This window comes from Alteromonas sp. S015, assembly GCF_036864485.1.
In the GTDB taxonomy this organism is placed as follows: domain Bacteria; phylum Pseudomonadota; class Gammaproteobacteria; order Enterobacterales; family Alteromonadaceae; genus Alteromonas.
On the sequence record NZ_JAZETO010000006.1, the window covers coordinates 79,107 to 101,669 of the forward strand.

Here is a 22,563-nt window from a genome sequence, read left to right on the forward strand (position 1 = left end):
TATGACATTTAATCGTACCGCAGTTGCTTTAACTTTGGCTGGCCTGTTTTGCTCAGCCTGCTCGAGTACATTTGTTCCTTCATCTAACGATATACAAGAAAACCACCACGCTATCGTAGGTACCACTGCGCCATTTGCTAGCGAAGCGGTGTACTTTGTTGTGACAGATCGTTTTGTAGACGGCGACCCTTCGAACAATCACGAAGAGCAGGGAGGCGAGCATCCCACATGGCAACTGCCGTTAGAAGGCCCTGATGGTAAAAAAGCGTATGTGGGTTACATGGGCGGAGATTTACAAGGTATTTTAAATAACGCCGATTACATTAAAGATATGGGATTTACCGCGGTATGGATGACGCCGGTTCACGATAACCCTGACTATGCGTTTAACGGCGATGAACCCATTAGCTACGGCGGCGCATTTAAAGACGGCGGTAAAACCGGTTACCACGGCTACTGGGCTACAAATTTCTATAAAGCTGACGAGCATTTGGTTAGCGATAATTTAAGCGTAAGTGACTATACGGCGAAAATGCGTCAACACGGCCTTAAATCTGTGTTTGATATTGTGGCAAATCATGGCACACCAAGCTTCACCATGGAAAAGGACTTACCTGGCTACGGCGAAATATATGATATGGATGGCAACCTGGTTGCTGACCATCAAAATTTAGCGCCTGAAGACTTAGACCCTGAAAACAACCCGCTTCATAGCTTTTTCCATAATTATCCGGATTTAGTAAAGCTTTCTAACCTCAATGATGAAAATCCAGCTGTGCGCGATTATCTTATTAACAGCTATTTGTATTGGATTTCTCAAGGTGCTGATGCATTTAGGATAGATACAATCAGGCATGTGCCTCACGCATTTTGGCGTGAAGCGTCAGATCGTATACGCAAGCAAAACCCTGACTTTTTCATGTTTGGCGAAGCCTTTGATTACGAAGCTAACAATATTGCGCAGCATACGTTAGAGAAAAATGGGGGCGTTAGCGTGTTAGACTTTCCTATGCAAAAGGCCATGGTTAATGTATTTGAACAGCCACTACAAAGTGATTTTGCCGACTTACAGAAGGTGCTTCACCTTACACACGGCCCATATAGTAATCCGTATGAATTAACCACGTTTTACGATAACCACGATATGGCGCGAATTAATGCCACTGACGACGGCTTTATTAATGCGCATAATTGGTTATTTACAGTAAGAGGCATTCCAGTTGTATACATGGGATCTGAAATTGGCTTCATGCGCGGTACGGCGGAACATGCCGGCAATCGAAACTATGTTGGCCAAGCGCGCCTAGAGCAAGCGAAGACACATCCTATTCAACAAGCGCTAACAAAGATTGCCAATGTACGTAAGAACACAGTCGCGTTACAGCGCGGTATTCAAGTTAATCTTGAACTTGATGGCCACCGTGCGGCGTTTTATCGCGTTATTGATACCACAGACACACAACAGACTGCACTGGTATTGCTCAATAAGGGAAGTGCGGCAGAATCGTTTGAGGTTAGTAACTTTATGCAACCGGGCGATTGGAACGAACAATTATCTGGTCAATCGCAAAGGGTTATGCTAGGCAATGCTTTAACTGCCACGGTTGAGCCAAATGGCGTGCAGGTATGGGTGCGTGAAGGCGAGATAATTAACGACGCGCTACTCGCGCAAATTAAACACCAGTTGGCACGTCAATAAAACGCATTGTTTTCACAAGCATTATTAATAAAGTCCCGAAAGTAAAACACTCGGGGCTTTTTAATTGCCACTTTAAACTTTCTCGCTTCAGCGCTAGGTGCGTGCTGTAATCTGCGAGCTTTTAATCGCTTCCACAAGATTGACGAATAATGATATCTGCGGGCATCAAATAATCCTGTACTTCTTCATTATTAATGGCTTTCAATAACGTATTCACCAGTAATTCACCTGCAAGTTTGGTATTTTGCTGAACGGTGGTAAGAGAAGGTGTAGTGTAAGCAGATACAGCAATGTTGTCATAGCCAACCACGGCTACATCGTCAGGCACATTCACCTTTGCCTGACGCAGCGCTCTTAATACCCCCATTGCAATGAGATCAGATGCACAGACAATCGCCTGGGGAAGTTCGCCACTTTGCAGCAAAGATTTCACTGCTTCTGACCCCGCGTCCTCAGTCGAAATGGCATTGCGCTGAACACTTGACTGGTTAAGGCCATAAGCCTGAAGTGTTTCAAAATAACCGTTAAAGCGCGCTTTAAATTCTGGGGCGTGGTCGCCATTGTCGCCAATAAAGGCAAAGGATGTTTTACCTAAACCAATTAAATGCGATGTTATACTTTGGCCACCTTGATAGTTATCACAACCGATACTCACCCCTGGGTGGGCTTCATCTGGTGCACCCCAACGAACAAAGTGCGTGCCCTGTGATTCAAGTTGCGCAACTTTATTTTGGTAATCAGTATAGTCGCCATATCCTAATAGAATAATGCCGTCAGCCTTATTTGAGTCTTCATATTCTGCGTGCCAGTCATCATCTAAATTTTGGAAGGACACAAGCAGGTCATAGTTTGCTTGCGCACACGCGCGAGTAATACTGCCGAGCATCGCTAGGAAGAACGGATTAATCATCGAATCATCGGACGTAGGATCTTCAAACAAGAGTAGGGCAATTGTGCTGCTCTTTTGCTTTCTCAAGTTACTCGCGTTTTTATCCACTTTGTAATTGAGCTCCCGGGCAATACGCTGAACGCGGTCTCTAGTTTCTTGATTAACTAACGGGCTATTATTTAACGCTCGCGAAACCGTCGACTGCGAAACACCTGCCAAGTGGGCAATGTCAAAAGAGGTTGCTTTTTCTTTCATAAACACCATGATTTGCTGCTACGACCTTGTTGTCGCAAAATTAGATTACCATATTTTCGAACCAACGCGTGCTTTTTGCAGCACAGACGCATAAAAGCCATGCAAAGTTAATACATCGTTAGCTTTTGTTTATCGTTACGCGTTTTTGGCAAAGGCTTCAATTGACTGCATAACCCATGGTTCGCTCTTAATTCAATCACTTGTCAGGCTTCTTTGAATAAAACATGGTTGAAGTAATTGCGAGAGTGTTATACTCAGCAAGATTTTGAAATATTACGTGCATAAGGGGAACAAGCGAATGGCCGAGACTGAACACCGTCCGACCAATTTTATCCGTCAGATTATTGATAAAGACCTGTCTAGTGGTCTACATGACGCTATTAAAACCCGGTTCCCACCAGAGCCGAATGGTTTCTTACATATTGGCCACGCCAAGTCTATTTGCTTGAATTTTGGTATTGCACAGGACTATAAAGGTACGTGTAATCTACGCTTTGATGATACCAACCCTGCGAAAGAAGACATTACATTCGTTAATTCAATTAAAGAAGACGTGCAGTGGCTTGGATTTACGTGGGACGGTGAAGCGCGCTATTCATCGAATTATTTTGACCAGCTTCATGCATACGCAGTTGAGCTAATAGAAAAAGGCTTAGCCTACGTCGATTTTTCTACCCAAGACGTTGTGCGCGAAATGCGAGGTACACTAAAAGAGCCGGGGCAGAACAGCCCTTATCGCGATACAGACGTTGAAACTAATCTTAGTGAGTTTGCCAAAATGACGGCAGGCGATTATAAAGAAGGTGAGTGTAGTCTGCGTGCGAAAATCGATATGGCATCGCCATTTATGTGTATGCGTGACCCGGTAATTTATCGCGTTAAGCACGCGCACCACCACCAAACCGATGACAAATGGTGCGTGTATCCGATGTACGATTTTACACATTGTATCTCAGACGCCATCGAGGGGATAACGCATTCATTGTGTACGCTAGAGTTCCAGGACAACCGCCGTCTTTATGATTGGGTTATCGAAAACATCTCTATCGAATGTACGCCAAGACAGTACGAGTTCTCACGCCTTAATTTAGAGTATACGGTGTTGAGCAAACGCCGTCTTATCCAGTTAGTCGATGAAAGCCATGTAAATGGTTGGGATGACCCACGCATGCCTACCATTGCAGGCTTGCGTCGTCGCGGTTATACGCCGGGTTCAATCGTGGAATTTTGCAAGCGTATTGGTGTGACCAAGATGGACAACATGGTTGAAATGTCCATGTTGGAAGCCTGTATCCGCGATGACCTAAATGCAAATGCGCCTCGCGCAATGGCGGTGCTAGACCCGATAAAACTGGTCATCGAGAATTATGAGGAAGGTCGAACTGAAACACTGGTTGCGCCTAATCATCCTAACGATGAAACTATGGGTACGCGTAACATCGGTTTTAGTCGAGAAGTCTATATAGAAGCAGAAGACTTCCGTGAATCTGCGAACAAAAAGTTCAAGCGTCTTGTGCTTGATAAAGAAGTTCGTCTTCGTAATGCATACGTAGTTAAAGCTAATCGCGTTGAAAAAGACGAAAATGGCAATGTAACTACTGTCTACTGTACTTATGACGCAGATACGTTAGGTAAAGATCCTGCTGACGGTCGTAAAGTCAAAGGCGTTATCCACTGGGTAGATGCTGCAACGGCACAGGCAGCAGAGTTTAGACTGTATGACCGTTTGTTTAACGTACCTAATCCCGCAGCAGAAGAAAATTTCACCGACGCGATCAACCCTGATTCGCTAGAAATCAAGCAAGGTTGGGTAGAAGCTGGTTTGGCTGACAATGTTCCTGAAGTGGGAGCATGGCAGTTTGAACGCACCGGCTACTTCTGTGTAGATAAAGACAGCACAGACGACAAGCCGGTCTTTAACCGCACTGTAGGTCTAAGAGATACATGGGCCAAAATGGGCGAGTAGGCACTGGCCTTTAGCCATTTATGCGCTGTAAATAAAAAACCGCTTAAGTGCTGCTTAAGCGGTTTTTTTGTTTAATGGAACATTGCTTTCGTTAATTACTTTGGTTGGCAATCAAGTGACTGTCCGGTTGTTTCCTTACTGTCTTCGCCCATAAGATAAAGATACGTAGGCATAATATCTTCAGGTGTTTTTAGTGTATCAGGGTTTTCTGCTGGAAACGCTTGAGCGCGCATTTGTGTGCGGGTACCACCTGGATTAATACAGTTAAAGCGCAGTGACTTATTTCGATATTCATCAGCAAGGGTTTGCATAACGCCTTCTGTTGCGAATTTTGATACGGCGTACGTTCCCCAAAATGCGCGACCTTTTCTGCCTACGCTAGAGGTAGTGAAAATTACCGATGCACTTTGCGCCTTTTCTAGCGCGGGAATAAGCGCTTGAGTCATAAAAACCATGCCATTTAGGTTTATCTGCATCACGTCTTGCCATTCTTGCGCATCAATATCTTTAAATGCGCCGAGATGACCTAAAATACTGGCATTGTGAAGTACACCGTCTAGTCGACCAAACTGGTCGATAATGGTTTGCGTCATTTGCTGATAATGAGAGGGCGTAGCGCCTTTGATATCTAAAGGGACAATGGCGGGCTCTTGCCCACCTGCTGCGACAATGTCGTCGTACACAGCTTCAAGCTTAGACACAGTGCGGCCTAACAGAATACAAATAGCGCCATGTGCAGCATACGTTTTTGCGGCTTGAGCACCAATTCCATCACCAGCTCCAGTGATAAGAATAACTTTATCGCGTAACAAATCCGCCGGTGCGTTGTAATTGTTCATCGTTTTCCTTCAAAAGGTTAAATTTTATCGCAGTGATTAGGCCCTTAAAGCCCAATAGAAAGTGAGGTCTCAGATCATACTTAGACTGCTTCATAAGTAAAACAATGAATGAAAATTTCTTTAAACGTAAAAAAAGTTAACAAAAGTAGTTAACAAAACTTTGCAAAGTTGCAACAAAGTCAATAAGATTGAGGGAGATACAACTGGTCTAACATGTTTAAAACTATCACCTACGCCTGTAAAGACAGGGTAGAGCAAGCTACTTTTAATAGAGTTAGGTTTTAGACACAGAATAACAACAATGCTTGTAGGGAGTAGAGATGAGAAAACTCGTATTAAGTTCCAGTGTGGCCCTTGCGCTGGGTCTAGCAGGCTGTGGTGGCTCCGATGAAACCCTTTCCGACATTCAGGCCGAAACAGAAGTCCAAACACCATTTTCACGTATTGTTTTTGACCCAGCCACTGGGAATCTGAACATACCTAATGACCTTCTAATGCTCCCGGGCGACGACGGTTTCTTTGATTACACACTAAATATTCCTGTCGATGACCCTACAAATTTTAGTGATCCACAAAATGCACTGAATGTGTTAGACGGTTGGTCTACTCAGCACCCATTTGTTATCAACGTTGACACACCAGCGGGCGCGTCGCTAGATGCGAGCACATTATCTGCTGGCGTATTGCTCTTTGAAGCAACCCTTGGGCTTGATCAAAGTGATCCAGATTGTGCGCAGGTTACAACACCGTCTGCGGGTTGTAAGCTTGGCGATCAGCTAACCTTTGGTGTTGATTATGTACTTAGCTTAGCGGACAGTAATACCATTACTTTTGTTCCCCTTAAGCCGCTGAAGCCTGCACAGGGTTATATGTTAGTCATGACAACCGACTTGAAAGATTCTTCAGGAAAAGCTGTAAAAGGGTCTACGACTTGGGATTCAGTAAAACAAGATATAAACGCTAATCCTTTATCGAGTGACGCTCAGCTTCAACTGCAGGGTCTTGTAAATTCATTGGTTAATCCATTGCTAGGCGAGGGTTATGAACGTGAGGACATTACTTATGTCTCTGCTTTCACGACCCAGTCTATAAGTAACTCGCTCGATACCATCAAAAAGGTAATGATTAGCCGTTTTGCTCAGCTTGCAGCGAACGGTGACCCATCAGCACCAACAGCGCTCCCAATGATTACAGTCAACGACGTGCCTGCTAAGCCAAATGCCATGGAGGCGATAGGGCTAGTTAATGAGACCGTTGTTGCTGGTGTGGTTGAAGCGGGTAAACAAGGTCAACCGGATGCTGTTCAAGCTGCTATTGATGCGACTGACTTCAGCTCGTTGGAAACGTGTGCAGGGCTTGCTGGAACGGCGTCCGGTCAACTTTCTGCTCAATGGGGGGCGTTAAATGAGTTTGCAGTTGGTGTTTCTAAAGGAATTTTAGCGCAGGCCGGTCCATTCTGCGCAGCGCAGCGCTATGAAGGTACCATTGCACTGCCTTATTTCTTAGGCGTTCCAAGTGCCGAGAACCCAGAAGCACCTGTAAACGAATTCTGGAAAGCGGCATGTGACAGCGGCATTGTGCTAGCAGGTACACCGCAAGAGGTAATTGCCACCGCAGAACCAGGGCCAAATGCAGCTATGTGTTCTTCGCTGGGTCTTGCTGACGTTAGAATTAACGGCGAAATGTTAGACAGTGCGAGAAACATTACTAAATTCAATCCGTATCCACAACCAAGAGGTGGAAACATGGGGACGGAAACCTTAGACGTTCAGGTTACCATTCCTGATCCAGCTATTGCAGGTGCGCTGAACGTTCCTATTAGCATGCCTGAAGCAGGGTGGCCAGTGGTTATTTTGGCGCATGGTATTACCAGTAGAAAAGAAGATATGCTTGCTATCACTGGTGCCTTGTCTCTTGCAGGTATCGCATCTGTGGCTATCGACCAGCCACTGCACGGTAGCCGTGGCTTTGACCTAAACGGCGACGGAACGGATGAAATTAATGCGACATCGGTAAGTGCCGTACACTATATGAACTTACAAAGTCTGCCAACGGCTCGCGATAATTTACGTCAAAGTGTTTCAGATTTACTCGGTCTGCGTTTAGGACTAAATGCCGTTGTAGATACTACTGCTGCGCAAAATGTTAAGTTTGATATGTCACGTGTATCAATTATGGGCGTGTCTTTAGGCGCAATTACAGGTGGTAATTTTGCCGCGGTTGCAAATACATCAATGGGCGACGATTTAGCGGCACTTGACGGCATGTTTGCTGTTAAGCAAGCTTCTCTTGAGTCTCCGGGGGGCGGTGTCGCACAGTTCCTGATTGAATCAGCTGGGTTTGGTCCACTTATTAAAGGTTTGTTGCTGTCTCAAGCTTCGGAAGAGTTTGTTGCCTTGCTAAATCAGCTCTATAACACCGCAGAAGTAAGCGAACAGCAGCTTCGTGCGGCGGTAGCGGTTTTTGAAGACAACCTCACTGACGAGCAAGCAGCAGAAGTGAACGCGGTATTTGCTGAGTTTGCTTTCGCCGCTCAAACTGTGATGGATGCAGGTGATCCCACTAACTACGCGCAGACACTAGGTAGCAATACACCTGTTCATATGATGACTGTTGTAGGTGATGGTAGCGATGCGAATCTACCGGATCAGGTTATTCCAATTTCAACAGCGTTACCGTTGTCCGGTCAGCTTCCACTGGCATCTATCATTGGCTTAGAACAGGTCACTACAACACAAGGGCCTGTGGCAGATCCCATTAGCGGTTTGGTACTGTTCAATAGCGGTGCACACGCTTCTAGCTTAAGCCCGGCAGCCAGCGAAGCGGTAACCACTGAAATGCAAAAAGAAGTGGCAGGGTATATTGCTTCAGACGCTTTAGTGCTACCAATTTCTGATGAGAGTGTTATAGCAAACTAGTCACGTGTAATTGTTACGAAAGGCGCAGTATAACACTGGGCTCACTTTACTAATAAAAAGCCGGCATTATTGCCGGCTTTTTCGTTTAAAAATTATATTGTTGTTTGAATGTTTCAGCATGTTAATGTAGTGTAAATTCAGGTCCGATCAGTTTTACTTTTGTTGTAATTAACACCGCTTTATAGACGCGTGCGGTAAGAGTGGTTGACCTTTTTCATTTATCATTAGGGAACAATTGGGATGATTAACAACACCATTAAAGCTAAACGGACGCTTATTGCGTTATCTCTTACTGCGCTACTTGGGGCGTGCGGCGACAACGACAACGACTTTTCAAACGTAGAACAACCAGCGCCCACCACACCCGATCCAGCACCAACCCCCATTCAAGCATTTTCAACTGACGGTAAATTGTCTGCTGATGTAACTTGGACTACTTATGGCGTTCCACACGTAAAAGCCGATAATTTAGAAAGTATGGCGTACGGTGTAGGTTACGCGTTTGCACGTGACAACTTATGTGTACTGGCAGATCAAATTGTTAAGTACAATTCTGAGCGAGCTAAGTATTTCGGGCCAGACCAGGTTCCTGGCAGCGGGGACTCAGAGCACCTTATTAATGACTTTGGTTTTCTTACTTTAGGGATTAGAGAGTTAGCAGAAGAAAACTTACCGCGAATGTCTGCAAACTCACGTGCAATGTTTCAGGGATACACGGCTGGGTACAATCGATACTTAAGTGAAACACCTGTAGAAGATCAAGATCAAAGTTGTGCAGGTCAACCTTGGGTTACTGAAATTGATAGTGTGGATCTTCTAACATATTCATTAGGTGTGGCTTTACTTCCTGGGGCAGCTAATTTCCTTGGGCCCATGTTTATAGCCGCGCCTGAAGGCAAAAGTTATCTGCCCGTATCGGCCTCTTCATCAACTGAAATTACCTTGTCATTAAACGTTACGCCTACTGTTAGTTTACCAGAGAGAAACCCTCAAGAAATGGGTTCAAATGGTTGGGGACTCGGGAGCGACAAAACAACCAATGGCAAGGGTATGGTATTGGGTAACCCGCACTTTCCTCATACAGGCAACTTACGCTTTTGGAACTTTCATGCTCAAGTACCAGGTCATTTAAATGTAACAGGTAGTTCCTTGATGGGGTTACCTGGCGCCGTAAATATTGGATTTAACGAAAACGTCGCATGGACCCACACATTCTCGACCGCTGAACATTTCGTTGTGTACCAGCTCACTCTCGACGAAAACGATGAATCTGGACTTACTCATTTAGTTGATGGTAACAGACGCACCATTTACGAGAAGCCACTTCAAATTGACGTTGCAGTAGGTGGTGGACAAACCATCAAGCTTAATAAAACCGCTTATTACACCAATTATGGTCCGATGATTGAGGTTCCGGGTAACTTTGATTGGAATGGTAATAATGCGTTTGCCATAAAAGACGCGAATTTGCCTAACCTTGATATCGTAGACCATTGGCTTGCTATGAATATGGCAACATCAATGGACGAGTTTAAGCAGGCGTTCAAAGAATACGATGGTGTTATTTTCAATAATACGATGGCGGCGTCTGCTGATGGTCAGGTTTTCTATATAGACGACTCTACCGTGCCGAATTTAACTGAAACCGCAATACAGCAACTAACAACAAATCCGCAACTTATTCAAACTAAGGCGGCAGCTGGCTTTACCGTATTACCGGGTAATATTTCGCAGTTCGATTTTGAAGGTCCCGTCCCTTATGAAGAAGCGCCTAAGTACGAAGGCACCGATTCGGTTCAAAATTCAAACGACAGCTATTGGCTGACGAATTTAAATTCACCTATTGTTGTGGATAATCCGTTATTTGGAAACGTGGACTACCAACAAACGCTACGCTCTAGAATGGGACAACAGTTTATTGAAAATGAGGCTGGAAGTGACGGGACCTTTACACCCGCCGAAGTGGAAGGCTTACTGTTTAACAACAGGAGTTATTTAGCAGAGAACATATTGCCCTCACTACTTACCCTATGCGCTGCACGAGGTGCGACACCTGTAAATGTAGACGGAACAGATGTTGATGTATCACAGGCCTGCGCCGCATTAGAGGATTGGGATAGCACTATGAATCTTACGAGTACTGGTGCGCACGTGTTTAGGGAGTTTGCTTTTCAGTTTAACCAAGCGCCGCAGTGGGAAACGCCGTTTTCACTTGACTCACCGGTCACGACACCTTCTGGGCTGATGCAAAACGAAATCACCCTTGAACAACTAGCAAGAGCAACGCTTGTTATTGAACAAGCTGGTGTCGCTTTTGATGCGCCGCTAGGTGACGTTCAGTTTGTTGAACGAAGCCTGCCAAACGGTACAGCATCTGGTATCAAATTACCGTGGGCTGGGGCGCACAACGTAGAGGGCGGTTTTAACGTCTTTGACGTTATAAGCAATAGGAACGGTACGTTGTTACCGCGTCATATGTATGAACCAGTTAACAGTAACACCATAATGAGCGCAGAAGCCGAAGGCTATCATATTAACTATGGTACCAGTTGGGCGATGGTCATTAGCTTTACTGATGAGGGTCCTAAGGGGCGGGGGATTTTAACCTATTCACAGTCTCGCAAGTACGGCAGTGAGCATTTCTTAGATCAAACTCAACTTTATTCAACACAGCCTACGCTAAGAGATATCTTCTTTACAGACGAGGAGATAGAGGCTAACAAGATTGAGCAAGTTACCCTATCGTCAGAATAAGACGAGACTGGTATTATAACGTAATGAGAACAGCGGCTTTGCCTTATAAAAGGCATGGCCGCTATTTACGTTGTGGGTAAACAACGACGCTTACCCAACTATTTTACTAGGAGTAAAGTTTGGAGTTTTTGTACGAGTACGGTTTGTTTGTTGCTAAGGCAGTGACACTAGTTATTGCTTTCGTAGTGGTTATATCGACCATTGTCGGTGTAGCGAGTAAGCAAAAACACGGGAAAGGGCAACTTGAGATCGTGTCTATTTCTGAGCAGTTGAAAGACATCACAAACTACGCGAAACAGGTTCTGTTAGATAAAAATGCATTAAAGAAGCTGGCAAAGGAACAGAAAAAAGAAGCGAAAACAAAAAGTAAAGAGAAAGACAAAGCGCAAGGTGAAGGGCCTGAAAAATCTCGACTTTATGTCATTGACTTTAAAGGGTCTATGGATGCTAATGAAGTCGAGCATTTACGTGAAGAAATTACCGCCATTCTGTGTGTCGCGAATAAAGAAGACGAAGTTTTGGTGCGCCTTGAAAGTGGCGGTGGCGTTGTACATGGTTATGGACTTGCGGCGTCGCAACTTCAGCGTATTAAGGAAAAGGGCCTTAATTTAACGATTGCGGTTGATAAGGTAGCCGCAAGCGGTGGCTATATGATGGCTTGTGTTGCAGATAAATTGCTTGCCTCCCAATTTGCCTACATTGGCAGCATAGGCGTTCTGGCTCAGTTGCCTAACTTCAACAAGCTACTGAAGAAAAATGATATCGAGTTTGAACAACATACAGCTGGGGAATTCAAACGTACACTGACGGTATTCGGTGAGAATAATGATGAAGGTCGCGCGAAATTCAAAGAAGAAATTGAAGAAATTCACGTGCTGTTCAAAGACTTTGTTCAAAGCCAGCGCCCAGATATGGACATAGATAAAGTCGCAACAGGTGAGTACTGGCCAGGTGTTAAAGCAAAGTCTCTTGGTTTGGTCGACGACATTACAACGTCTGATGACTATATTCTTTCTCATTATCCAGCGCGTGAAATATTTAGTGTTAAATATGCGGTGAAGAAAAATGTAGCGGAGAAGCTAGGAATGTCGGCAGCGAATGTTGTTGAACGCGTGTTTATGAAATTAATGAGTAAAGCGCGTTACTGGTTTTAATAGCGAAAATTCGTTTGTGTTTAAATATGCAGGACCGATAAGAAAGATTATAAACACAAACGAACGTTAAATTTTTAACCTTAAAAAGATAATAAAAAGAATATGGCACGGCATACTAAAACCGATATATTAGATGCGGCAGAGTACTTATTTTCTCAAAGTGGATTCACGCAAACATCTATGCGAGAAATTACCGCAAGAGCTGAAGTGAACTTGGCGTCGGTGAACTATCATTTCGGCAGTAAGAAAAATTTAATTCAGGCTGTGTTTAAACGGTACTTTGATCACCTAATGCCACAAATAGAATCTTGCTTAGCGTCCTTGTCACCCCTTGAAGGTGCTAAAGGCGTTGAGCAACTCTTATATTCGCTGATCCCTCCTATGTTAAATCTTAATACCATTTCGGAGCAGGGCACTGCAACGTTTGTTAAGTTGCTGGGACGTGGATACAACGAAACACAAGGGCACTTGCGTAGGTTTCTAATGAACGATTACGGTGATTGTATCCGTGCTCTTGTCGACGCCATTAGGCATTGTCTTCCTGAACTACCAGAGGAAGAGTTGTTCTGGCGATTGCATTTTGCGATGGGAAGCTTTGTATTTTCGATGGCGTCGAGCCAAGCGTTAACAGAAATTGCTGAGTCTGACTTTCATAAGCATGTCGACATAAAAGAAGTTATCCAACACCTTGTGCCGTTCGTTGCCCAAGGGCTTGCTGGTAGTTAATTTAATTAAGCTCTTACTATGGCTAGTTTGTCGCCAATACTAGGTAATATCAGAAAGTAGCGCGCTCACGTAACAAAAGTGTCGTTTAGAGCACACATGTTACGTGAAATATATTGAGCTTTGACGATAGCGCCTTGCGCAAATTATCGAGGGACGATAGCGCCAGGCGTTTCTGCGTTGAGTTTTTCAGCCCAAAAATCTTTAACTGAGAACCCAGACTTTTTTGAATGTGTTTTTTTCTGAGCTGGCTTAGCCGCGGCTTTTGCTTCACTCTTTGATGTTTTCTTCTTTTCGTTCTTACTTGTGATGTCAGGTGAACCAGATACTAACGACTCTGTCATTTCATGAAGTTGTGCTAGGCGTACATTTTTACCGCCGTCTACACTGTACCATCCACTTTTACTCTCAATTGATGGTGCTTTGCCGTTTGCCTTTTTGTAAGCCGCGGTAAATGCTGCTACCACAGCGTCTTTGTCTAAGTTTGCCATGCTTTTTTGCTCTTTATTTTGTTAAGATGACGAACGCTATGCGACGTATGTAATTGCTATAACGCTGACAAAATCTCGCCCAGCGTAATGACTAAGCAAGCAGGTGTCGCAAAAACAAAATTGGACCTACTCACCGCTCACATTTGTCTAATTACAGGTATAATGCTAAACGTTCGCGTCTCCTTATAACGTTTTTTGAACAATTTGTCTAACTTTCAACCGGAGGACTTGTGTCTATTACCCGCCTAGAACTACAAAATTATCTTGATGGAATGTTAAGGGTTAGCGAAATCAGTGATTATTGCCCCAATGGTTTACAGGTAGAGGGCGCAAGTAAAATTGAAAAGATAGTAACGGGTGTTACTGCGTCACAAGCACTCGTTGATGCCGCCATTGAAGCCAAAGCCGATGCGCTAATTGTTCACCATGGTTATTTTTGGAAAGGTGAGTCACAAGTGATTGCCGGTATGAAAAAGCGCCGCCTTCAAGCGCTACTATCAAATAATGTCAATTTATTTGCGTATCACCTCCCACTGGATGTACACCCTGAATTTGGCAACAACCGACAACTTGCATCGCTATTAGGCATTCAAAATATACGTGCGGTGAGTGGTGTGAAGCCTGTTGGTGTTGTTATGCATGGAAATTTTGAGGAAGAAATTGAAGGAGCAGCGTTACAGAACAAGTTACAGCAATTGTTGGGTAGAGATGTTCTGATAGAAGGGCCAGTATCAAAACCTATTTCAACGCTTGCTTGGTGTACAGGAGGAGGGCAGGGTTTTATTGAACAAGCCGTTGAACTTGGCGTGGATGCTTTTATTACTGGCGAAGTATCTGAACAAACGGTTCACACTGCAAGGGAAATGGGAATTACCTTTTTTGCCGCCGGGCACCATGCTACTGAACGCTACGGTGTGAAATCTTTAGGCGAACATATTGCGCAGCAATTCGAGGTATCTGTTGATTTTGTTGACATTAGTAACCCTGCTTAACGGTGGCTGTGGTATATGAATAACGATCGTATCTTCGATGGTATTGCAGAAAAGTTCGTCAACAATATATACGGCACCACAAAGGGAAAGTTAAGACATACGTTGTTGTGTGATGTTCTCGAGCCGTATTTAGCAACGCCAATTCGCGCTATTGAAATTGGCGGGGGAACTGGTGTTATGACTGCGCACATTGCGTCGAAAGGTCATTCCGTCGTGCTAACTGATGCGTCAAGGGATGTGCTTAAACAAGCTGAGATTTTGCTTGCTGATGCGGCTAATATCACAATTAGGCATCAGTTTTTACAGCAAATTGAAGATCTGGGCAGTTTTGACTTAGTTATTTGCCATGCAGTACTCGAGTGGTTGGATGCACCATTCGATGCTATTGACTTTATGTATGAGCGCATGAAGCCCGGTGCTCGTTTAAGCCTTAGCTTTTTTAACCGAGATGCGAATTTATTTGCCAATGCCATTTACGGCAATTTTGATTATATTGCGAAAGGGATGAAAGTAAAAAAGCAAGTCAGGTTGAATCCAAAGCAGCCGCTAAGTGCAATGCATGTGGTTGAACATTGTGAGTCACTGGGCTTTAATATCGTTGATAAAGCAGGCATTCGTTGTTTTCACGATTACATGCGAGATATTACCCATCAATCCAGTAAATTTGACGACTTACTTGCATTAGAGCGTCAGTATCACAAGAAAGCGCCTTACCTATGGCTTGGGAAGTACTTTCAGCTAATCCTAGAAAAAGCGTAACCCGGTTTGTTGAGCTGGTTGAACATTGGTCAATACCTAGTTGCTACGTTTTACTCACTATAGCGTGTTGTCTCCGGTCATAATATTATTCAGTGTAGTCACGGCAATTTCATTTAGGGCTTCTTGCGTGAAAAAACCTTGATGGCCAGTTATTAAAACGTTGGGAAACGTGGTTAAGCGCTGAAAAATGTCATCCTGAATAATTTCTTGTGAGTGATCGTTAAAAAAGAGTTCAGATTCCCTCTCGTAGACATCTAGCCCTAAATATCCAATTTTTTTCGATTTAAGCCCTTTTATAATGGCATTGTCATCGACAAGCCCGCCTCGAGACGTATTAATAAGCATGACGCCGTGGGGCATCTTATCAATGCTTTCAGTATTAATTATATGATGACTCTGTTGGTTAAGTGGGCAGTGAAGGGTGACAATAACGCTTTCTTCTAATAGTTTATTGAGTGGGACATATTTGGCACCCATTACCGTGACATCATCATTGGGGCATGGGTCGAAGCAAAGTACCTGACAACCGAACCCCATAAGTATTCGTATGACCGCTTTACCAATTTTGCCTGTGCCAATGACCCCTACGGTTTTACCGTGAAGGGTAAAACCCATTAATCCGCCAAGGTTGAAGTTACCCTCACGAACCCTGTTGTATGCTTTATGTGTTTTGCGGTTCAATGTAAGAATAAGCGCCAGTGTGTGTTCGGCCACCGTTTCAGGGCTATAGGCGGGTACACGACTTACAGTAATACCAGCCTTGGCAGCTGCATCCACATCAACATTATTAAAGCCAGCACATCGAAGCGCCACATGTTTAACACCACAGCATCTCAATACGTCAATTGTAGCCTTGTTGATGTCGTCATTAACAAACACAACAACATCACTGTATCCCTTGCAGCTAGCTGCGGTTGATGCGTTTAATGGATGTTCAAAGAATGTGGCGTTAACAGGTTCATGGTTTGCATCGTTCAGATCTTCCAGTAAATCAGAAAATAGAATGTGTTCATAAGGGCGGGTACTAAAAAAAGCGATTTTTTTGTTTCGTAGGTCGCTGAGATCTGACTGTGCTTTTTTGCGCGTAGTGGTATTCATTCTAGTGCTCAGTTGAGTCGTTTTAAACGACTAAAACTTAACACGTTAACATTCAAATTACGTAGATTTAGATCAACAAAAGTAGCTGAGCAGATTCAGCACTAACGCTTTGTGTATCTTCAAATACACTACCACGACTCATATAGCACACGCTGACTTTGCCTTATAAAACCCGCGTACTCAATATGCTCGAATGCTACTTCTATAACAACGTACTTTTTATGTCGAGCACGAGATTACTGTGCTGGAAGTAGCTTCGCGATATCTTTTTCAATAGCTTCTGGTTTTACAGTAGGGGCGTAACGTTTTAACACTTTACCTTGGTCGGAAACTAAGAACTTAGTGAAATTCCACTTAATACGATTCGTGCCAAGAAGGCCGGGGGCGTCATGTTTCAATTGCTCAAAAAGCGGGTTGGCATCTGGTCCATTAACATTCGTTTTCTTAAATAAAGGGAACGAAACACCAAAATTGAGGCTACAGAATTGAGCAATATCCTCATCGCTACCCGGTTCTTGATGTCCGAATTGGTCGCAAGGGAATCCTAAAATTTCAAAGCCTTTATCGTTGTAGTTTTTATAAAGCGACTCTAGTCCTTCGTATTGAGGAGTAAAGCCACATTTGCTCGCTGTATTCACGATGAGTAACACCTTTCCTTTATAGCGTTCAAGGGTAGTTTGTTCACCGCTGTTCAACGTAATAGCGTGTTCATAGAGCGTCAAAATTATTTTCCTATATTTTTGTTGTTGTTAAGTCTGTTACTCTTAGGTAATCCAAACATCTTTGTTAAGTATCTAGAGTATATTTTGTATGAGTAATTTGAAAGTGAGTTTTTTAGGCTTGGGTGTAATGGGGTTTCCTATGGCAGGACATTTGAGCAAAGCTGGCTATTCGGTCACTGTTTATAATCGTACATCTCAAAAAGCGCAGGACTGGCTATCGACGTATGGCACAGTTGGCACCAGTGTCATTGCAAGCGATACCGTTTCTCAAGCATGTAAGGGCGCTGATATCGTATTTATGTGTGTGGGTAATGACAACGATGTAAAAGAGGTGGGCACTCAGGCATTAGCCGTAATGAAATCGGGCAGTGTGCTTGTCGATCACACAACAGCATCAGCCGATATCGCCAGAGAACTTTATGCGCGCTGCCTCGATAAGCAAATTGGCTTCTTAGACGCGCCAGTTTCTGGCGGCCAGGCAGGGGCTGAGAATGGACAGCTGACTATAATGGTCGGTGGCGATGAAGATGTATACAACAACGTAGAGCCGGTAATGGCACATTACGCGCGCCACAGCCAGTTACTCGGAAAGAGTGGCAGTGGTCAACTGGCGAAAATGATGAATCAAATTTGTATTGCCGGTATCGTACAAGGCTTGGCCGAAGCACTCCATTTTGGCCAGCGTGCTGGGCTAGATTGTAATGCGGTGATTGATGTGATTAGCAAAGGCGCAGCGCAGTCGTGGCAGATGGAAAATAGGGCCAGTACCATGCTAAATAATAGTTTCGATTTTGGATTTGCTGTTGATTGGATGCGAAAAGACTTAAGCATAGCATTGGATGAAGCTAGAAAAAACGGCTCGACTTTGGCGCTAACGGCACTGGTTGATCAATATTATGCTGATGTTCAAAAGCTTGGGGGCGGCCGTTGGGATACGTCCAGCTTACTAACTCGACTAAAATAAATAAAGGTATTAAGGTGCATTACAGGTCTGCTTATACTTCCTGATTCGTGATGCACTAAGCAAGGTAGCAAAGAGAAACGAACTGAGAAAATGTGTTGTCATTCAACAACGCATTTTCTCGCCAGTAGTTCAGGTCAACGGAGCAAGAATTATTACAGCGCTTGTTCTTGGGCAGAAAGAGTGAGTTGCTCTAAACGGGCTTTATTAATGTCATTCATAGAAAGTGAGGTAATCTTGTCGAGCAATTGTCTGATGTTATATTTGCGGTAAACACCAATGTCTGCCTCAATCATGCACTGAAGAAGGTTTAAGCCAAACGCGGCAGTGTCAGGAGAAAGCTGGAAGGCATCATAGAAATGTCCCATTGCCTTATTAAACACCCCCTCTATAAAAAGCTGTGTGCCGGTTTCGTTAATAGAAATGGCTTGTTCGTGGTTTAAACCTAACCGCTCCCCGCCAGAAAAGATCAACTCTTCATTCATCACCTGTTCGGAGATAGCTTGTAATTCCGCGTTCTTGTGTTTGGCCATCAAGAGTAATTCACCCGCTTTGCGTTCATCTCCCAGACTGTGATGCACTTTTGCAGCAATAACGAGTGTTGACGGCTCAGTACGCAAATAATTGTCAATGTAGTCGCTTTCAAGTAAATGTGCCGCTTTCTCTAGGTCGCCATCCAGCACTGCCGAAAAAGCGAGAAGATAATCTCTTTTTTGTAACGTTTGAGGGTCACCCTGGCTTCTTCCGGCAATGCCTACTAATTTTCGAGCCTGAGACAAACTTTCCTGTCTATTTGTTTCAAGTGACTCTTGTGCAAGAAACAAATAGAACTCAGCGAGTTCAAACGTAAAGTCATTGAATCGATCTTTTGCGCTTCGATGCATAGCCCGTTTTTTCTGTAAAAGATCGATGGCTTCAATGACCCTGTCTTGCTTATGGTAGGCAATAGTTTTTAATTTTGCTGCTGGTAAGCTAAGTTCGCTGAATTTAATTTCGTTTAAGTATTTCTCTACCTGATCGTAGGAGTTTTGTTCAAAGGATATGGATGCTAGCCATTCAAACGCTTTATCGCGAGCCAAGCTTGAATTAACCATTTGACTTAAATGGCTTTTACAATGTGGCCATTGACCTGAGGCATATTGGCATTTCACCTTTCCCCACTGTGCCCAAAGGACTTTGTCAGAACGGGTTAGGACATCGTCATATATACTCAACGCTCGTTGCAAATCACCGTTTTCAACAAGAAGGCGTGCATAAAGTTTTCTGATATCTGCAACGAGGCGAGGGGGTATACCTTCCGAAATTTTAGCTCTAACGACACTAAGAGCGCGGTCAAGAAGCTTGTTATCCAACGCATGCAACACATTTTTGACAAATTCTCGAAAACTCAAGTAATGGTTAATTTGACGCGTTAAAGAAGCAATCGTATAAGGCTTAATAAGCAAGACATCGGGTTGCAAGTCCATTATACGGCCTATGCTCTGAGGGGAGCGATCTGAGGTTAAGAAAATAATACCTGTGCTAGGTCTTATAAAGCCTGTTTTCCTTAAATTCTGGATCCACTCTACGCCAGTTTTGCCGTGGCCTAAATGATAATCCATAAGCAGAAGTTCAAAGTTTTGCTTTTTAAGTGCCGCTTTTAGTTCTATACCAGATGCAAAGCTACTTATTGATAAGTTAGCTATTGACATTAAATGCCCTCGAAGTGTGGTTCGAGCAGTAGCATTGTCTTCTACTATGGCTATTCTGAATTCCACGGCGACTAAACAAGATAAACATTCATTAAGTTAGCTTAACAGTGAGAAGATAAAAGTGCATTAGTTATAGGGATAAGTTTTTGCACCCTCGTAGTTGGATCAACATAGAGCCGCCTTTCTCGTCATAAAATATTTACATTAATATTAATAATATTTAAACAAATATTTACCTTTACGTTTACGTAAGGGGTAGGTATTGGTTATTGTAGTTCAAAAGCAAATCAATTGAGGATAAGCCTTATGAATTTTGAATTAACCGATGATCAGTTAGCGTTTGAAGAAACCGCTCGTCAATTCGCTCTACAAGAGCTGGCGCCTCATGCTGCTATGTGGGACAGAGAGCACCATTTCCCCGTAGACGCAATAAAAAAAGCAGGGGAATTAGGTTTTTGTGGGTTATATGCACCTGAAAATGCTGGTGGTCTTGGTTTATCGAGGCTTGATTCTTCTATTATCTTTGAACAGCTTTCAATGGGGTGTACAACGACGGCAGCTATGTTAACCATTCACAACATGGCGACATGGATGATTGCTACTTGGGGCAGCAGTGAAGTTAAAACGATGTGGTGCGACCAACTTGTAACAGGTGACAAACTTGCATCTTATTGTCTGACGGAACCGGGGGCAGGTTCAGATGCTGCCTCGCTTAAAACAAAAGCGACGAAAACTGACAATGGATTTGTGCTCAACGGGTCGAAGGTATTTATCTCTGGTGCAGGCAGTACCGATGTGCTTGTAATTATGGCGCGTACCGGAGGAGATGGCCCAAAAGGCGTATCAGCATTCGCGGTTCCGGCTAATACCGACGGGATTGAGTACGGCAAAGCCGAAGAAAAAATGGGATGGAATGCACAACCCACGCGTATGGTCACATTTGATAACGTGAAATTGGATAAAAGTTGGTTACTTGGCGAGGAAGGGCAAGGCTTTAAAATGGCCATGCAAGGTCTTGATGGAGGCCGAATTAATATTGCAACCTGCTCGGTAGGAACAGCACAGCAGGCGCTAAACGTTGCACGCGATTACATGAACGAACGAGAGCAGTTTGGTAAACCTATTGCAGGTTTCCAAGCGCTTCAGTTTAAGTTGGCTGATATGGCAACTGAACTTGTTGCAGCGAGACAAATGGTACGTATGGCGGCTTGTAGGCTTGATAATAACGACCCAGATAAAACCACCTATTGTGCTATGGCAAAAAGGTTCGCAACCGATGTAGGCTTCAACGTGTGTAACGATGCCCTTCAGCTACACGGTGGGTATGGTTATATCAAAGAGTATCCGTTGGAGCGTCATTTCAGAGATGTTCGTGTACATCAAATATTGGAAGGTACCAATGAAATTATGCGCGTAATTATTGGTAGACGCTTGCTGTCAGAAGAGAGAAGTGTACTGTAGTAGATCTCGATAAGAATCAATTCGGGCATGATTTAATGGCAATGAAAAGGAATAGAAATGGCAGATGTGGAATCGGTAGTCATTGTTGATGAAATCAAGACGTCTAGCAACGACTACACAATAGGCCGATTAACGCTGAACAAGCCAAAGGCATTAAATGCATTGGATTTGGAAATGGCTGGCATCATGCTTGACGCGCTTCAGCAGTGGCAGTCTCGCAACGATATTGTGGCTGTGGTGATTGATGCAGCAGGCGAAAAAGCTTTTTGCGCTGGTGGCGACATTGTTTCGATGTATAAATCGATGGTGGAAGCTAATGGGCAAATTCCAGCTTTCTTAGAAACATTTTTCGAAACTGAGTACACGCTAGATTATACTATTCACAATTACAGTAAGCCCATTGTTGTATGGGGCAGTGGAATTGTTATGGGCGGTGGCATGGGGCTTCTATGCGGTGCAAGCCATCGAATAGTAACCGAAACCTCTCGTCTTGCTATGCCGGAAATTACGATAGGTTTGTATCCGGACGTAGGCGGAAGCTATTTTCTACCTCGCTTACCTGGCAAAGCGGGTCTTTTCTTGGGTTTAACGGGTGGGCAAATGAATGGCACCGATGCTTGCTTTTTAGGACTTGCAGACAGTTTGCTTGCTAGTTCCGAAAAAGACGCTTTGCTTAATAGCCTTGTAGAATACTCGTGGGAAAAGACCGACAGCGAGAGTCTGGCTTCTTCTGTTGCGAATATCATCGATAAAATGAAAACACCTGAAGAAATGCCAAGAGGCAACGTTGAGCCGAATATGGCACTTATTAATGGCTTGTGTTCGGCTGACAATGTTACCGACGTAGTTCATGCCATTCTTAACGCAGACATGAGTGAGAATAAGTGGTTACAGAGAGCGCAAAGCACCTTAGCCAAAGGTTCTCCTATCACTATGCATTTGGTATTCGAGCAATGTAAGAAAGGCGCGAATATGACATTGGCTGACTGTTTTAGAATGGAAGCGGATATGTCCTGTCGATGCGGTGAAAGTGGTGAATTTCAAGAAGGCGTAAGAGCGCTTTTGATTGATAAAGACATGTCACCACAGTGGAAGTATAAAACGGTAGATGAAGTGCCGGACGACGTAATCGAACATTTCTTCACTTCGCCTTGGGCTAAAGAGGAACATCCTTTGGCCAAGTTGTAATTA

At 43.9% G+C, this 22,563-nt stretch carries 17 protein-coding genes; 11 read left to right on the forward strand and 6 right to left on the reverse strand.

The genetic code is table 11. From position 1 onward, the window contains the following. Position 1 precedes the first annotated feature (1 nt). A complete protein-coding gene (locus tag V7R42_RS12495; RefSeq protein ID WP_334020587.1) occupies positions 2–1,699 on the forward strand; it encodes an alpha-amylase family glycosyl hydrolase in 1,698 nt (565 codons plus the stop codon). Between the two features lie 121 nt (positions 1,700–1,820). Here the strand turns inward: V7R42_RS12495 and V7R42_RS12500 are convergent, their stop codons facing one another. Further along, positions 1,821–2,843: a LacI family DNA-binding transcriptional regulator gene (locus V7R42_RS12500; protein WP_334020588.1), complete on the reverse strand. Its 1,023-nt coding sequence runs from the start codon at positions 2,841–2,843 to the stop codon at positions 1,821–1,823. A 298-nt stretch (positions 2,844–3,141) separates the two neighbouring features. On the opposite strand from V7R42_RS12500, the gene glnS reads away from it, so the two are divergent. Then, positions 3,142–4,809, forward strand: coding sequence for a glutamine--tRNA ligase (gene glnS, locus V7R42_RS12505; RefSeq protein WP_334020589.1), 1,668 nt, complete (start codon positions 3,142–3,144; stop codon positions 4,807–4,809). Between the two features lie 95 nt (positions 4,810–4,904). Here glnS and V7R42_RS12510 read toward each other — a convergent pair whose 3' ends face one another. Beyond that, the gene (locus V7R42_RS12510) at positions 4,905–5,648 is read right to left on the reverse strand and encodes a YciK family oxidoreductase (protein ID WP_334020590.1); all 744 of its coding nucleotides are present in this window, start codon (positions 5,646–5,648) and stop codon (positions 4,905–4,907) included. A 320-nt stretch (positions 5,649–5,968) separates the two neighbouring features. Here V7R42_RS12510 and V7R42_RS12515 point away from each other — a divergent pair, with 320 nt between their 5' ends. From V7R42_RS12515 to V7R42_RS12530, 4 genes are all read left to right on the forward strand, one after another. After that, complete coding sequence (locus tag V7R42_RS12515) at positions 5,969–8,566, forward strand: VolA/Pla-1 family phospholipase (RefSeq protein ID WP_334020592.1); 2,598 nt, start codon at positions 5,969–5,971, stop codon at positions 8,564–8,566. 240 nt (positions 8,567–8,806) lie between these two features. Further along, positions 8,807–11,320, forward strand: coding sequence for an acylase (locus V7R42_RS12520; protein ID WP_334020593.1), 2,514 nt, complete (start codon positions 8,807–8,809; stop codon positions 11,318–11,320). A 119-nt stretch (positions 11,321–11,439) separates the two neighbouring features. Beyond that, entirely contained in the window at positions 11,440–12,474 is a 1,035-nt protein-coding gene (sohB, locus tag V7R42_RS12525; RefSeq protein ID WP_334020594.1) for a protease SohB, read from the forward strand. 102 nt (positions 12,475–12,576) lie between these two features. Beyond that, entirely contained in the window at positions 12,577–13,200 is a 624-nt protein-coding gene (locus tag V7R42_RS12530) for a TetR/AcrR family transcriptional regulator (RefSeq protein ID WP_334020595.1), read from the forward strand. A 143-nt stretch (positions 13,201–13,343) separates the two neighbouring features. On the opposite strand, the gene V7R42_RS12535 is transcribed toward V7R42_RS12530, so the two are convergent. Next, entirely contained in the window at positions 13,344–13,688 is a 345-nt protein-coding gene (locus tag V7R42_RS12535) for a hypothetical protein (RefSeq protein WP_334020596.1), read from the reverse strand. Positions 13,689–13,918: 230 nt separating this feature from the next. Here V7R42_RS12535 and V7R42_RS12540 point away from each other — a divergent pair, with 230 nt between their 5' ends. Together V7R42_RS12540 and V7R42_RS12545 are read left to right on the forward strand one after the other, a co-directional pair. Next, complete coding sequence (locus V7R42_RS12540) at positions 13,919–14,680, forward strand: Nif3-like dinuclear metal center hexameric protein (RefSeq protein WP_334020597.1); 762 nt, start codon at positions 13,919–13,921, stop codon at positions 14,678–14,680. A 15-nt stretch (positions 14,681–14,695) separates the two neighbouring features. Then, positions 14,696–15,439: a methyltransferase gene (locus V7R42_RS12545; protein WP_334020598.1), complete on the forward strand. Its 744-nt coding sequence runs from the start codon at positions 14,696–14,698 to the stop codon at positions 15,437–15,439. Positions 15,440–15,496: 57 nt separating this feature from the next. On the opposite strand, the gene V7R42_RS12550 is transcribed toward V7R42_RS12545, so the two are convergent. Beyond that, positions 15,497–16,537: a 2-hydroxyacid dehydrogenase gene (locus V7R42_RS12550; protein WP_334020600.1), complete on the reverse strand. Its 1,041-nt coding sequence runs from the start codon at positions 16,535–16,537 to the stop codon at positions 15,497–15,499. A 236-nt stretch (positions 16,538–16,773) separates the two neighbouring features. Continuing rightward, entirely contained in the window at positions 16,774–17,259 is a 486-nt protein-coding gene (locus V7R42_RS12555; RefSeq protein ID WP_334020601.1) for a glutathione peroxidase, read from the reverse strand. 88 nt (positions 17,260–17,347) lie between these two features. On the opposite strand from V7R42_RS12555, the gene V7R42_RS12560 reads away from it, so the two are divergent. Continuing rightward, entirely contained in the window at positions 17,348–18,223 is an 876-nt protein-coding gene (locus tag V7R42_RS12560) for an NAD(P)-dependent oxidoreductase (RefSeq protein WP_334020602.1), read from the forward strand. A 152-nt stretch (positions 18,224–18,375) separates the two neighbouring features. Here the strand turns inward: V7R42_RS12560 and V7R42_RS12565 are convergent, their stop codons facing one another. After that, the gene (locus V7R42_RS12565) at positions 18,376–19,959 is read right to left on the reverse strand and encodes a response regulator (protein ID WP_334020820.1); all 1,584 of its coding nucleotides are present in this window, start codon (positions 19,957–19,959) and stop codon (positions 18,376–18,378) included. Between the two features lie 258 nt (positions 19,960–20,217). On the opposite strand from V7R42_RS12565, the gene V7R42_RS12570 reads away from it, so the two are divergent. Next, positions 20,218–21,372 carry an acyl-CoA dehydrogenase family protein gene (locus V7R42_RS12570; RefSeq protein WP_334020603.1) on the forward strand — a complete coding sequence of 385 codons (1,155 nt, stop codon included), beginning with the start codon at positions 20,218–20,220 and terminating at the stop codon, positions 21,370–21,372. A 57-nt stretch (positions 21,373–21,429) separates the two neighbouring features. Next, positions 21,430–22,560 carry an enoyl-CoA hydratase/isomerase family protein gene (locus V7R42_RS12575; protein WP_334020604.1) on the forward strand — a complete coding sequence of 377 codons (1,131 nt, stop codon included), beginning with the start codon at positions 21,430–21,432 and terminating at the stop codon, positions 22,558–22,560. Positions 22,561–22,563: the final 3 nt, after the last annotated feature.

Excerpts from the sequence above, each read along its gene's own strand:
- V7R42_RS12570 (WP_334020603.1), top strand. The coding sequence starts at position 20,218 with ATGAATTTTGAATTAACCGATGATCAGTTAGCGTTTGAAGAAACCGCT.
- V7R42_RS12545 (WP_334020598.1), top strand. The coding sequence starts at position 14,696 with ATGAATAACGATCGTATCTTCGATGGTATTGCAGAAAAGTTCGTCAAC.
- V7R42_RS12520 (WP_334020593.1), top strand. The coding sequence starts at position 8,807 with ATGATTAACAACACCATTAAAGCTAAACGGACGCTTATTGCGTTATCT.
- V7R42_RS12500 (WP_334020588.1), bottom strand. The coding sequence starts at position 2,843 with ATGAAAGAAAAAGCAACCTCTTTTGACATTGCCCACTTGGCAGGTGTT.
- V7R42_RS12550 (WP_334020600.1), bottom strand. The coding sequence starts at position 16,537 with ATGAATACCACTACGCGCAAAAAAGCACAGTCAGATCTCAGCGACCTA.
- V7R42_RS12510 (WP_334020590.1), bottom strand. The coding sequence starts at position 5,648 with ATGAACAATTACAACGCACCGGCGGATTTGTTACGCGATAAAGTTATT.
- V7R42_RS12575 (WP_334020604.1), top strand. The coding sequence starts at position 21,430 with ATGGCAGATGTGGAATCGGTAGTCATTGTTGATGAAATCAAGACGTCT.
- V7R42_RS12530 (WP_334020595.1), top strand. The coding sequence starts at position 12,577 with ATGGCACGGCATACTAAAACCGATATATTAGATGCGGCAGAGTACTTA.
- V7R42_RS12560 (WP_334020602.1), top strand. The coding sequence starts at position 17,348 with ATGAGTAATTTGAAAGTGAGTTTTTTAGGCTTGGGTGTAATGGGGTTT.
- V7R42_RS12515 (WP_334020592.1), top strand. The coding sequence starts at position 5,969 with ATGAGAAAACTCGTATTAAGTTCCAGTGTGGCCCTTGCGCTGGGTCTA.
- glnS (WP_334020589.1), top strand. The coding sequence starts at position 3,142 with ATGGCCGAGACTGAACACCGTCCGACCAATTTTATCCGTCAGATTATT.
- V7R42_RS12535 (WP_334020596.1), bottom strand. The coding sequence starts at position 13,688 with ATGGCAAACTTAGACAAAGACGCTGTGGTAGCAGCATTTACCGCGGCT.
- V7R42_RS12495 (WP_334020587.1), top strand. The coding sequence starts at position 2 with ATGACATTTAATCGTACCGCAGTTGCTTTAACTTTGGCTGGCCTGTTT.